Here is a 12927-nt window from a genome sequence, read left to right as displayed (position 1 = left end):
CATCAATTGCCGTTAGCGAAATCCCGTAGCACCTTGCCGTCCATTCGGTAGCGCACCCATTCTTCCTGGGGTTGCGCGCCGAGGGATTTGTAGAAATCGATGGCCGGCGTGTTCCAGTCCAGCACGCTCCATTCGAAGCGGCCGCAATCGTTGTCGCAGGCGATCTTCGCCAGGTGGCGCAACAGCGTCTTCCCCGCCCCGCCACCGCGCTGCTCCGGCGTGATGTACAGGTCTTCGAGGTACAGGCAGTTGCTGCCCAGCCAGGTGGAATAGCTGAAGAAAAACACCGCGAAACCGATCGGCACGCCGTCACGCAGGCAGATCAGCCCGTGGGCCGTCGCGCCTTCGCTGAACAGGCTGCGCTCGATGTCGGCCACACTGGCGATGACTTCGTGGCGGGCTTTTTCGTAATCGGCCAATTCGGTGATGAAGGCAAGGATTTGAGGCGCATCGCTGGGTTGCGCAGGACGGATCTCGATCGACATGAACAGGCCTTGTAGCCAATTGAAAGCGCCATACTAAGCCGCTGCGCGGCGCTCGTCACATACCGATCCAACTATTTGATCGCGGACGCACGCCTCTTCCCAAAACTGCCATTCGTCGCGCCCAAGGCACCAACGCCAAGCCGCCAAGGCCCAAGATCAGGTAAGCATTCTGAAAAATGGAGGCGACACCCATGATCACTTCAAGGCTGACCGCATTCACCTTCGCCGCGCTGTTGTCCTCGGTGGCCTTCGCGGCCTCTACTGACGGCACTGGGCCAACCGACACCGTGCAAGCGCCAAACTCCCCTGCCACGCAAGGCCTGCCCAAGTTGAACACCGACGGCACCGGTGGCGGTAGCCTGAACAATGGCCAGCCACCGGCCACCGGCACCGATCCACGCTTGCAGGGGAATGATACCGGGCGCCAGGGTGGCATGAATACGCCGGACTCCACCGCACCGGATAACGCCGAGACCGGAGTGGGCTCGAAAACCACGACCGGTGGCTCGGGTTCCGAAGGTGGCGCCGCCAGCCAGTAGCCTTTGCCCGGACATTTGAGGAGGAACATCCCATGCCTCGTGGAAGCAAAGACAAATACACCGACAAGCAAAAACGCAAGGCCGAGCACATCGAAGAAAGTTATGAGCAAAAAGGTGTGTCGGAGGGCGAGGCCGAAGCTCGGGCCTGGGCGACGGTGATCAAGCAGTCCGGTGGCGGCGAACGCTCCGGTGGTTCAGGCAAGGAAAAACCGGCGGCGGCCAAGAAAACCGACCGCAAGGAATCAGCCCGCCGCGCCGCCAAGACCCGCGAGGGTCACCCACGCACCAGCAAAGCCTCCCATGGGACCCAGACCGTGGACAGCTTGATGAAGGAAGCCCGGGCGAAAAACATTCCCGGACGTTCGAAGATGCGCAAGCAGGAGCTGGTCGAAGCGTTGCGCAAGGCCGGGTGATGGTTGGCGTCAGGGAGGACGCCTTCGCGAGCAAGCTCGCTCCCACATGGAGTCTGTGTTGTGCCGAGGTCCTGCGCCTGACACTAAAACCCTGTGGGAGCGGGCTTGCTCGCGAAAGCGGTGGGTCAGCTAAGGAAGTGTTGGATGTGTCGACGCCTTCGCGAGCAAGCTCGCTCCCACATGGGGTCTGTGCTGTGCCGAGGTCCTGCGCCTGACACTAAAACCCTGTGGGAGCGAGCTTGCTCGCGATGGCGGCAGATCAGTCGCCAGTAATCCCTACTGCCTAGCGCTGCTTCAACCGGTCAATCACTACCGCCAGCAACAGGATCGAGCCGCGGATGACGTATTGGTAGAAGGTGTCGATGTTCTTCAGGTTCATCGCGTTTTCAATGATCGCCAGAATCAGCACGCCGGCGATGACGTGGCGAATCATGCCGATGCCGCCGCTCAACGACACCCCGCCCAGCACGCAGGCCGAGATCACCGTCAACTCGAAGCCCTGGCCGATCATCGGCTGGCCCGAGGTCATGCGCGACGCCAGGATCACCCCGGCCAAGGCGCCGATCAAACCATGCACGGCGAAGATGATGATCTTGGTGCGATCAACGTTCACCCCCGCCAGCAACGCCGCTTCCTGGTTGCCACCGATGGCCATGGTGTTGCGCCCGTAAGTGGTGTAGTTCAACAGCCAGCCGAAAAACAGGAAGCAGACGATGGTGATCAGGATCGGCACCGGCACGCCGAACAATTGGCCATTGCCGAACACGAAGAACGATTCCTGGGAGACACCCACCGCCTTGCCGTTGGCAAAGATGTAGGCCAGGCCGCGGACGATCTGCATCGTCGCCAAGGTGGTGATCAAGGCGTTGACCCGCAGCTTGGCGATCACGATGCCGTTGATCAGGCCGACGATCAGCCCCATCGCCAGCGCCGCGCTGACGCCGAGGAACACGCTGTTGGTGTCGCGCATCACCCCCGCCGCGACGACGCCGGCACAGGCAATCACCGAACCGACCGACAAGTCGAAGTGCCCGGACGCCAGGCAATACAACATGGTGCAGGCCGCGATGCCAGTGGTGGAAATAGCCAGGCCCAGGCCGCGCATGTTCAGAGGCGACAGGAAGTTGTCGATCATCAGGGTGCAAAGCACGAAGATCCCGATGGCCGCCAGCAGCATGACCCAGTCGTCGAGGAAACGACGCAGGTCCAGGGGTTTGCGTGCCGTTGGCAGTGCATTGTTTTGAATGGTCATGATTTACCTCTCAGTTCGCCGCGTCGGCAACGCGTTGGCGCGGCAGCGCCAGTTGCAGCAGGTTGGATTCGTTGGCCTGGTCGCGCGGCAGTTCGCCACGCATGGCCCCTTCGCAGAGCACCAGAATTCGGTCGGAAATGCCCATCACTTCCATCAGGTCGCTGGACACCACGATCACCGCGATGCCGTCGGCCGCCAGGTTGTGGATAATCTGATAGATCTCCGCCTTGGCGCCGATATCGATGCCACGGGTCGGTTCGTCCAGCAGCAGGACTTTCATCGGCATCGACAGCCAGCGACCGAGAATTGCCTTCTGCTGATTGCCGCCAGACAGGTACATGATTTTCTGGCTGGCCGCCGGCGTCTTCACCTTCAGCGACTTGATCTGCTTGTCGGCATTGCCCCGTTCCCAATCACCGCGCAACAGGCAGCCGAGGGTCGAGTGGGACGGTCGGGCGCTGATGTTGATGTTCTCGCCCACGCTGCCCAACGGGATGATGCCTTCCTTCTTGCGATCTTCCGGGCACAGCAGCACGCCAGCGGCAATGGCATCCCGTGGCGAACGCAGTTTCAGTTCCTGGCCGTGCAGGACCAGGCTGCCCTCGCTCTGGCGCTCCAGGCCACTGAGCAAGCGAAACAGCTCGGTGCGGCCGGCGCCGCCCAACCCGAACAAGCCGAGGATCTCGCCCGTGTGCACCTGGAAACTCACCGGTTCGCGCAAGCCCGGCCCCAGCAGGCCCTTCACTTGCAGCGCCACATCGCCGCGTTCCCGAGGACGGTAATCATAGATGTCCTGGATATCGCGGCCGACCATGCAGGTGACCAACTGATCGTGGGTCAGCTCGCTCATGTTCTCGAAGGTCCGGACATAACGACCGTCCTTGAACACGGTCACCGCATCACAGATGCGGAACACCTCTTCCATGCGGTGGCTGACGTACAGCACCACTTTGCCCTCGTCTCGCAAGCGGGCGATGATCGCCATCAAACGGTCGATTTCCCGGGCCGACAGGCTACTGGTGGGTTCGTCAAAGGCAATGACGTGGGCGCCACGGGACAAGGCCTTGGCGATTTCCACCAATTGCCGTTGGCCGAGGGACAGGCGACCGACTTTTTCCTGCGGGTCGATTTCGTCGGCCAGGCCTTTGAGCAGCGCCAGCGCCTGCCGGCGCAGCACACCACGGTTGACCAGGCCGAAACGCGCCGGCAAATGGCCGAGAAACAGGTTTTCCGCGACGGTCATTTCCGGCACCAGGTGCAACTCCTGGTGAATCACCGCCACCCCGCTGGCGATGCTGTCGGCGGTGCCTTTGAAGGCCATCGTCTGTTTGCCGATCTGCAGGGCGCCACTGCTTGGGATGTAGGCGCCACCGAGGATCTTCAGCAACGTGGACTTGCCCGCGCCGTTCTCGCCCATCAAGGCATGCACCTGCCCCGGATGCGCGACGAAACTGATATTGGCCAGCGCCTGCACGCCGGGAAAGGATTTGCCGATCCCGTTGAACCGCAAGCTGCCGCCGATGTTGTGTTGCCGTGTCGCTGTTTGCGCTTGCATAACCACCTCGAACTTACAAAGATCAAGCGACCCCGCCACTCATGTGGCCAGGGCCGCTTTTGAATCAACCGACCGTCAGTTCCACAGGCCGATCTTTTCCAGCTCCTGCTTGAAGTTCTCCCGGGTGATCAGGGTCACCTCGTCCATGGCGGTGTACTTCGGCGGTTCCTTGCCGGTGGTGATCCACTCGTACATCATTTCGGCGGTCTTGTAGCCTTCGATGTGCGGGCTTGGCAGCATCGAACCGAAGAAGCCGCTGTCAGGCTTTTTCAGCTCACCGATGGCGTCGGTACCGTTGATGCCGACGCCGATCACGTTGGCTGCCTTGAACCCGGCCGCTTCAGTGGCGCGCACGCCGCCCAGCACGGTGTTGTCGTTCATGCCACCAATGATCAGGTTTTTCGCGGCGCTAGGCAGCTTCACCAACGCCGAGTTGGTGGAGTCCATGCTGCCGGGTACGGCGAGGGTCTTGAGCGCCGTAAACAGGATATGGTCTTCCGGCATCCCGGCTTTCTTCAGGGCATCGACCGAACCGTCGGTGCGCTTCTTGCCGGTGTCCAGCTCGTTGAAGGTGTTGATCACCGCGTAGGTATCTTTCCACTCCCAATTACGCTTCTTCGCTTCAGCGGCCATGGCAGCGCCCTGCTTCTGGCCCACTTCAAAAGCGGCCATGCCCAGGTATGGCACGTCTTCCATGAACTTGCCGTTGGCGTCGACGAAACGGTCGTCCACGGCAATTACCTTGAGATCGTTGAGCTTGGCCTTGGCCATGATGGCTGGGCCGAGGGACACGTCCGGCGGGCAGATCACGAAGCCCTTGGCACCGTTGGCGGCCAGGCTGTCGATGGCCGAGAGGGTTTTCTCGCCGTCGGGCACGGCGATCTTGATCAATTGGAATCCTTTATCCTTGGCCGCCTTCTCGGCAAACGCCCACTCGGTCTGGAACCAAGGCTCCTCGGCCTGCTTGACCAGGAAACCAATTTTTACCGCATCGGCCGCCAGCAAGTGGCTGCTGAGGCTGACTGCGGTAACCGCCAGGGCGGCGCGACACAGGGAACGGATCCCACGACGATGTTTCATAGTTGACTCCTTGTTTTTTTTATTGAAAGCCAAACGTCCAGGGTCTGCTCCACCGTCGGTGGAAATGCGCAGGCTGGGCGGTTACATCAAGTTGCTACACAGCATAGGCCTAAATAGTCATATCGTATGATGATTGGATTACAGGCGAAGTTTCCCACTGCAATCCAGGAATATTCAGTCGTGGTACATGACTGAACGTCCTCCATCGATGGTGATGCATGAGGCATTGATAAACGGTGCTTCGTCACTGGCCAGGAACACGGCCGTCATTGCCACTTCGATCGGTTGCCCGACACGCCGTGGCGGGTGCATATCCAGCGCACGTTGGCGTTCGGCGTGGGGATCGGCAAAGCCGTTCCAGTAGTCGACGTTCAGCTGGGTCTCGATGTACCCCGGAGCGATGGCATTGACGCGTACCCCTTTGGGCGCGTATTCGATGCCCAGGGCGCGAGTCAGGCCGAGCAGGCCGTGCTTGGCCACCGGGTAAGGGAAACAGCCGGGAATGATGTGGGACGAATGGACGGAGGCAATGTTGATAATGCTGCCCACGCCCTGTTCGATCATTTGTGGCAGCACCGCCTTGCAACCGTACCAGGCGCCATCCAGGTCGATGGCGAAGCAGCGGCGCCAGTCCTCTTCGGTCATTTCCAGCGGGTCGCGGAAGACGTTGACGCCGGCGCAGTTGACCAGCACATCGATGCGACCGTGCAGCTCGACGGCGCGACGGGCCATGGCCTGCAAGTCTTGCTGCTTCGACACATCGGCCTGCAACGCTTGCACATCGGCACCGCGTTCACGCCAGTGGGCGGCCACCGCCTCGACTTTCTGCGCCTGGATGTCACTGATCACCAGTCGGGCCTGCTGCGAGGCGAACGCCGCGACGATGGCTTCGCCAATGCCTTGGGCGGCGCCGGTCAACAGCACGACCTTGTCTTTCAGGCGTTCGCCCTTCGGTGGCTCCGGCACGGGCGGCAAGACCAAGGGCTCAGCCATGGCTCAAGGCTCCTGCGTGCGGGCACGACGAAAACCGGGCATCCACGGATGACCGGCGCAAAGGCGCTTGGAAGAACAGTGGCCGGCGTACGCCGCCGGGGCGTACGGGGAAAGATCGTTGCATCACTTCACCTGTTTTGTTTTTTTAGTGTGAGTGCGTATTGCCGATGGAGCCGACTATAAACCCGGCCGCCAAATAATCTCAATATATATATTTACATCCCATATTTTGGGATTACCCCGCAAACCTTGTACAGGCCACGCCAGGCACATCGACACGCATCGACAGCACCGCACCGTCCAGCGGATGACCCAAGGGGCTCGCCGCGCTGGTGATGTACAACGTCTTGAGGTCTTCGCCGCCGAACACACAACTGGTCGGTCGGCTGACGGGCAATTCGATCACCCGGTCGACCTGCCCGTCCGGCGTCAGCCGCAACAGGCAACTGCCGTCCCAGCGGGCGTTCCAGATATAGCCCCTGGCATCCATCGCCGAGCCATCCGGGCCGCCACGCGGGTGTGGGCCGAACCAGACCTCGGCCGGCGCGAGATTGCCTTCCGGATAGATAAAGTGCCGATACACCGTGCCGTCCAGGCTGTCGCCGAAATACACCGTGGTGCCATCGGGGCTCCAGAGCAGGGTGTTGGGGATGCCCAGCCCGCGCAACAAGGGCATGACCCGACCGTCGCCACCGACGCGAAACAGGCCACCGGACCGTTGTTCGATCGGCAAGTCCTCGCCGTCGGCACCGATGTTGTTCTGCATGGTGCCGAGCCAGAGTTGGCCCAGGGCATCGCAACGGGCTTCGTTGGCGCGATTACCCAGTTGGGGGTCGGCCATGCACAGCAGCGTCAGGCGCGGCTCCAGGCCCGGCGAATCAAGATCGAGGCGATAGACGCCACTGCTCAGGGTCACCAGTGCGTCGCCACTTTGGGTCGGTATGAAGGCGGACACATGCTCGGGCATCTGCCAGATCTCCACGTTGGCGCCGATCAGCCGCAGTGCCTGCTTGCCAGCGATATCGACCCAATACAACGCTTGGGTCGGCGCATCCCAGAAGCGCCCCTCGCCCAACTTCGCCCGGTGTTCCGTCACAGCCGTCCACTTCATTGAAACCTCCCGTTCCCGACTTGCCCGGCGGCGTCTGTTCGACCGGCCATGACATTGGGGTAAAAGCGTTTGATCGCCAGGTCAGCGTTATCGATCAGGGTCATGCAGGCCCAGACACCCCGGGCCGCGTCACGAGCGGCGATGGCGTCGGCGATGTCCTTGTGGATGGGCAAGGTGCGGCGCAACTCATCCGGGTCGGCCGCCGACACCTCGAACGACACCGCCAGCAACGCCCCCAGGGCTGGGACCATTTGTTCGATGAATTGATTATGGCTGGCGGCCAGGATGCACTCATGGAAAAACTGGTCGGCGCGGTTGTAATCGGCGCCGCTGTCCACTGCCCGTTCCAGGGCATGGTAGGCCAGGCGGATCGCCTGCACCTGATCGGCCGTGGCCCGCTCACAGGCCCAGCGCACCGCCATCGGCTCGATGGTGCGGCGCAGGTCCAGCAAGTCGTCGACAAAATTTTCCGGCAGGCCGCTGCGTGACAGCCAGCCCACCACTTGAGGGTCGAACAGGTTCCAGCGGCGCACCGGCAATACTCGCGTGCCGACTTTCGGCCCGACTTCCAGCATGCCTTTGGCCACCAGGGTCTTGATCGCCTCGCGAATCACTGTGCGACTGACGCCTAGTTGCTCGCCCAAGTCCGCTTCGACCTTGAGGGTTTGCCCAGGCTTGACCTGGCCAGCGGCGATCCAGCCCCCCAGCCAATCGACGGTCGATGCGTGAAAACTGCTGGACATGAAAACCACGCGGGCCACTCTTATTGGTGGCCCACGCTAATCATCATATGATTGGGTGTCAATTTGAATTTTGCAAAACCAGTGTGGGAGCGGGGTTGCTCGCGATGGCGGAGGGTCAGTTTGCGGTGATGTTGGATACCCACAAGGTTTTTTGGGTACTGCACGACCCTGTGGCGAGGGAGCTTGCTCCCGCTGGGTCGCACAGCGGCCCCAAAAAAAGCGATGAGCGCTGCGCACTCAAGCGGGAGCAAGCTCCCTCGCCACAAAAGCTACCCAGCCATTACGCCACAGATTGATCAACGGTAAACCCTGTGGGAGCGAGCCTGCTCGCGAAAGCGACGCCTCGGTGCTCCGAGGATCAGGGTTCCAGGCCGATGGGGAAAAACTCGCCGCCGCTCCACACACCCAGCCAGCGCTGCCCATCGATCTCGCGACTGACTGCCAGTTCCACCAGTTGATAGAACACATTGCGATGGATCAGCGCTTCGAGGTTGCTGCGCACATGCACGTAAGGCGTCGGTTCCTGGGTCTGGGGATCGATCTCCACCCGCAGCGGGTGCGCGGCGCCGGCCTCGGTGGTTTCCTCGACATTGGTGGTGAAGCGCAACAATTGTCCTTCCCCCTGCCCTTCCACCTCCAGGGTCACGGCCACGAACGGCGCGTCATCGACCTTGATGCCGACTTTTTCCACAGGGGTGATCAGGAAATAATCATCGCCGTCGCGGCGGATGATGGTGGAGAACAGCTTGACCATCGGTTTTCGTCCGATGGGCGTACCCAAGTAGTACCAGGTGCCGTCCCGGGCGATGCGCATGTCGATGTCGCCGCAGAAATCGGGGTTCCACAAGTGGACCGGCGGCAGGCCTTTGGTCTTGGGGATCTGCCCCAGCAAGTCATTGGCTTTTTGCGGTCCGCTCATGGTGACTCCTCGTAGTTACTGGTCGCTCATCCCCAACAGGCTGCGGGCATATTCACGCAGAGGCGCGGCGATGAGGTCTTGGGGCTGCTTGTCGTGGAACGTCAGTAAACCGCCACGCCTCTTGATCCGTGCAGTATCAATCAAATACTGCGTGCTGGTCTCGATCAACATGATTTGAATCACGCCGGTATCGACACCCAGGCGATCCACGGCTTCCTCATCCAGCCATTCGTCGGAGTTGCCGATGCGGTTATCGGCCTTGGCGAACCGGGTGTACAACAGGTAATGGGCACCGGCGGCACGGGCTTCGCCCATCGCCTGATCAAGGCCTTCGGGAACACGGGCACGACGGACCATGGGGAAATATTCGATGAAGCCATTGAAGGCTTCTTCGGCCACGACATTGGGACGTGGATAGGCACTGCCCGGCGGAGCGAAGGCGCCCTGAGCGATGTAGATGAACGAGTCGGGCTGAATTCGCAGGTTGTTCACACGACGGCTTTCGCTATGGTCCAGCAGGCCGGCATCACTCATGTGATAACGAACACCCTCCCCCATGTCGCTGACATTCATGCAACCGCCAAGCACCAAAACGGCCAGCAGCAAAACCAGGCTACGCATCCTATCCCTCCAAAGACCGGTGTCGGAAAACCGGCGAATGGTCGTAGGATGCAGCTTTTGCGCCAGCTCGCAGGATGGTTAGGGTTGCGCCTTGGAATACCTGTGGCGAGGGAGCTTGCTCCCGCTGGGCTGCGCCCGTAGGAGCTGTCGAGTGCAACGAGGCTGCGATCTTTCCCCAGACACTTGAATCCCAAGCGAAAGATCAAAAGTCAAAAGATCGCAGGTTTCGCCAGCTCCTACAGACGCAAGCCAGGAAAGGTCCGATCAGCCGCCAATGATTTTCATGATGGTCGCACCGCCGGAGAACGCCACTTCCTGCTTGTCCCCCAGCGCCTTGACCAACAAGCGCTGAAGCGCCGGCAAGGCCTGATGGCGTGGCTTGTCCAGAAGATCGCCGACGAAGTGACGGTTACTCGACGACAGGCAGCCGTGCAGCCAGCCCGTGGAGGACAGCCGCAGTCGCGAACAGGTACGGCAAAAAGGCACGCTTTCGTTGGCGATCACGCCAAAGTGCCCCAGCCCCGGTATCTCATAACGCACCGCCGTGGCGTCCACCGGCGCGTCGGCCTGCAGGTATTCGTACTGGTCGCCGATCAGGCTGAGCAGTTGTTGAAGGCTGACGAATTGCTGCAGGAAGGCGTTGGAATCGCTGGCCAGGTGGCCCATGCGCATCAACTCGATGAAACGCAACTCATAACCACGTTCCAGGCAGTACTCGAGCAACGGCATCACCTGGTCGAGGTTTTGCCCGCGCAACGGCACCATGTTGACCTTGATCTTCATCCCGGCGGCCCGGGCCTGTTCCATGCCATCGAGCACGGTCGCCAGGTCGCCGCCACGGGCGATACTGCGAAACGCGGCGGGGTCCAGGGTGTCGAGGGAAACGTTGATGCGACGGATACCGGCATCCACCAGCAACGGCAGTTTTTTCGCGAGCAACTGGCCATTGGTGGTCAGGCTGATGTCCTCCAGCCCCATCTGCCCCACCGCCGTCATGAAACGCTCGAGCTTGGGGCTGACCAGCGGCTCGCCGCCCGTGATGCGCAGCCGCTCGATACCGGCGGCCTCGATCAAATAGGCCACGCCGCGCGCCATGGCTTCGGCTGACAGTTCATCCTGCGCAGCCACCAACCGCTTGCCGTCAGGCACGCAGTAGGTACAGGCGTAGTTGCAGGCTGAGGTCAGGCTGATCCGCAGATTACGGAAACGCCTGCCTTGACGGTCAACGATCATGGATCACTCCGGCACGAGAAAAATCGGACTCGCAAAAATTGACCTAGAAATCAAGATTTCGCAAGACCCAAGCCTGAGTATATTACTGGGGCACTGCGCCATGTAAGCGGACATGGCGCAATAAGGCAGCTGAATGTCTTGGCTCGTGCGGCCAGTCAGGTGCTCGGGTGGTCGGTATCGCGCTTGCGCTTGTTGCCCATGCGCACGCCAATGTCCATCAGGAACTGGAAGAAACCTTCCTGGTCTTCCAGCACGTTGCTCCAGAACGGCGAGTGATACAGCGCCACCGCGCCGTGCACCAACGCCCAGGCGGCGCAGTAATGGAAATAAGGCGGCACGTCCTCAAGCTTGCCTTCGCTGATCCGGCCCTTGATCAACAGGGTCAGGCGTTCGAAGTTGGAGGCGCGGATCTTGTGCAGCTCCTCGACCATCTCCGGCACCTGGTTGCCCTTGACCACCTTCTCTTCCAAGCGGTCGAACAAGCGGTAGCGCTGCGGGTCGCGCATGCGGAACTCGAAGTAGGCCCGGGACAGGGCCTCCTTGTCCTTGTCCACATCGGCTGAATGCAGCAGCTCGTTCAAATCGCGCTCGTAGTCGAGCATCAGGCGCAGGTAGATTTCCGCCTTGGATTTGAAATGTTTATAAATCGTGCCTTTGCCGATACCCACGGCATCCGCAATCATCTCGACGGTGACACTGTCTTCACCCTGGTCGAGGAACAACTTGAGCGCGGTGTCGAGAATTTCCTGCTCGCGGCGGCGAAACTCACGGACCTTACGGGGTTCTTTGTGCATAAGAAAAAGGTCTGAAGGGTCAAAATTCGAAGCCGGGTATTATGCCTAACTTACGCAAAAATGCACGGATCATCCATTCTCGGCCACCGTTCTTCACAAAACCGTGCCCCCCCGGCTCGTCGTTTCCCTTGCCAACGGGCCGTACTGGCGAGCTTTGACGACAGTGAGAACTTATCCGAAGCGAGCGTATTCCAAATCTGTTTAAAAACCGCCCCGGCCAGACTGGACGGGTGGGCATACTGATCAATACTTGAACTGTCGGCGCGACATCTCCCCCAAGTGCCGCGCTGATAAAGGTGCCAACGGACCGCGTGCCTTTGTTTTACTCCTAATGGTCTTAACCCGGATTCCCCCCCCAGAACCCGGGTTTTTTTTGCGTGAAATTCAGGCGTGCGCCGATCGAACGTGAGCCAGCGGAAACAATTGCTTAAAATTTTCCGTCGTCTGTTCGGCAAATCGCTCGTAGGACTCGCCCCGCAACATCGCCAGAACCTCCGCCACTTCCCGCACGTATTGCGGAAGGTTCGGCTTGCCGCGATAGGGGATTGGCGCCAGGTAAGGCGAGTCGGTTTCCACCAGCAGCCGATCAGTCGGCACTTTACTGGCAACGTCGCGCAGGGCATCGGCATTGCGGAACGTGACAATCCCGGACAAGGAAATGTAATAGCCCATGTCCAGGGCAGCCTTGGCCATGTCCCAGTCTTCGGTGAAGCAATGCAGCACACCGGCCTGGGGCAATGCAGCGTCACGCAGCAAGGCCAGGGTGTCGGCCCGGGCGCCGCGGGTGTGGATGAGCACCGGCTTGCCGGTCTGCCGGGCGGCCTCCAGGTGCAGCCGGAATGACGCCGGCTGCACGTCGGCGGCTTCTGGCTCGTAGTGATAGTCCAGGCCGGTTTCGCCAATGGCGACCACCCGTGGATGATCGAGCTCACGCAACAGCCAGTCGAGCGCCGGCGCGGCGCCGGGCTGGACGTCCAATGGGTGGATGCCGACCGAACAATCGACGTCGGCATAACGCTCTGCCAGCGCCTTCACATCGGCGGCGTTGTCGGCGCTGACGCCGATGCACAGGAAGTGACCGACGCCCCGCTCCCGGGCCGCGTCCAGCGCGGCATCCAGGGAACCACCATGGGCAGCGAGGTCGAGACGATCAAGGTGACAATGGGAATCTACAAGCATAAAAGGCCAG

The 12927-nt window shown here is 60.9% G+C and carries 14 protein-coding genes; 2 read left to right on the top strand and 12 right to left on the bottom strand.

The window, feature by feature from the left end; translation table 11 throughout:
• Positions 1–2: 2 nt before the first annotated feature.
• The gene (locus tag HGO40_RS07880) at positions 3–485 is read right to left on the bottom strand and encodes a GNAT family N-acetyltransferase (RefSeq protein ID WP_030137727.1); all 483 of its coding nucleotides are present in this window, start codon (positions 483–485) and stop codon (positions 3–5) included.
• A 191-nt stretch (positions 486–676) separates the two neighbouring features.
• On the opposite strand from HGO40_RS07880, the gene HGO40_RS07875 reads away from it, so the two are divergent.
• Both HGO40_RS07875 and HGO40_RS07870 read left to right on the top strand, forming a co-directional pair.
• On the top strand, positions 677–1024 hold the full coding sequence (locus HGO40_RS07875) for a hypothetical protein (RefSeq protein ID WP_250962558.1): 348 nt from the start codon (positions 677–679) through the stop codon (positions 1022–1024).
• Positions 1025–1056: 32 nt separating this feature from the next.
• The gene (locus HGO40_RS07870; RefSeq protein ID WP_250962557.1) at positions 1057–1437 is read left to right on the top strand and encodes a Rho termination factor N-terminal domain-containing protein; all 381 of its coding nucleotides are present in this window, start codon (positions 1057–1059) and stop codon (positions 1435–1437) included.
• Between the two features lie 283 nt (positions 1438–1720).
• Here the strand turns inward: HGO40_RS07870 and araH are convergent, their stop codons facing one another.
• The 11 genes from araH to HGO40_RS07815 all read right to left on the bottom strand — a co-directional run bounded on the left by araH (position 1721) and on the right by HGO40_RS07815 (position 12917).
• Complete coding sequence (gene araH / locus HGO40_RS07865; RefSeq protein WP_250962556.1) at positions 1721–2689, bottom strand: L-arabinose ABC transporter permease AraH; 969 nt, start codon at positions 2687–2689, stop codon at positions 1721–1723.
• A gap of 10 nt (positions 2690–2699) precedes the next feature.
• Entirely contained in the window at positions 2700–4244 is a 1545-nt protein-coding gene (araG, locus tag HGO40_RS07860) for an L-arabinose ABC transporter ATP-binding protein AraG (RefSeq protein WP_250962555.1), read from the bottom strand.
• Positions 4245–4319: 75 nt separating this feature from the next.
• Positions 4320–5324 (bottom strand): substrate-binding domain-containing protein, encoded by a 1005-nt coding sequence (locus tag HGO40_RS07855; RefSeq protein WP_250962554.1) that lies wholly within the window; start codon positions 5322–5324, stop codon positions 4320–4322.
• 174 nt (positions 5325–5498) lie between these two features.
• Positions 5499–6317 (bottom strand): SDR family oxidoreductase, encoded by an 819-nt coding sequence (locus HGO40_RS07850; protein ID WP_186707205.1) that lies wholly within the window; start codon positions 6315–6317, stop codon positions 5499–5501.
• A 235-nt stretch (positions 6318–6552) separates the two neighbouring features.
• Positions 6553–7428, bottom strand: a complete 876-nt coding sequence (locus HGO40_RS07845; RefSeq protein WP_250962553.1) for an SMP-30/gluconolactonase/LRE family protein — start codon at positions 7426–7428, stop codon at positions 6553–6555.
• On the bottom strand, positions 7425–8171 hold the full coding sequence (locus tag HGO40_RS07840; RefSeq protein WP_250962552.1) for a FadR/GntR family transcriptional regulator: 747 nt from the start codon (positions 8169–8171) through the stop codon (positions 7425–7427). Before HGO40_RS07840 ends, HGO40_RS07845 begins: the two co-directional genes overlap by 4 nt.
• 358 nt (positions 8172–8529) lie before the next feature.
• Entirely contained in the window at positions 8530–9090 is a 561-nt protein-coding gene (locus HGO40_RS07835; protein ID WP_250962551.1) for a DUF1285 domain-containing protein, read from the bottom strand.
• A gap of 15 nt (positions 9091–9105) precedes the next feature.
• Positions 9106–9711: a DUF4823 domain-containing protein gene (locus tag HGO40_RS07830; RefSeq protein ID WP_250962550.1), complete on the bottom strand. Its 606-nt coding sequence runs from the start codon at positions 9709–9711 to the stop codon at positions 9106–9108.
• Positions 9712–9975: 264 nt separating this feature from the next.
• Positions 9976–10944, bottom strand: a complete 969-nt coding sequence (locus tag HGO40_RS07825) for a GTP 3',8-cyclase MoaA (protein WP_003204238.1) — start codon at positions 10942–10944, stop codon at positions 9976–9978.
• Positions 10945–11099: 155 nt separating this feature from the next.
• Positions 11100–11738 carry a TetR/AcrR family transcriptional regulator gene (locus HGO40_RS07820; RefSeq protein ID WP_186707201.1) on the bottom strand — a complete coding sequence of 213 codons (639 nt, stop codon included), beginning with the start codon at positions 11736–11738 and terminating at the stop codon, positions 11100–11102.
• Positions 11739–12122: 384 nt separating this feature from the next.
• Entirely contained in the window at positions 12123–12917 is a 795-nt protein-coding gene (locus tag HGO40_RS07815; protein WP_250962549.1) for a TatD family hydrolase, read from the bottom strand.
• Positions 12918–12927 lie beyond the last annotated feature (10 nt).

This window comes from Pseudomonas sp. CG7 (genome assembly GCF_023701885.1).
Taxonomy (GTDB): Bacteria; Pseudomonadota; Gammaproteobacteria; order Pseudomonadales; family Pseudomonadaceae; genus Aquipseudomonas; species Aquipseudomonas zanjanensis.
Note: the sequence above shows the minus strand (reverse complement) of the source record. Positions and strands in the feature narration are given on the sequence as shown.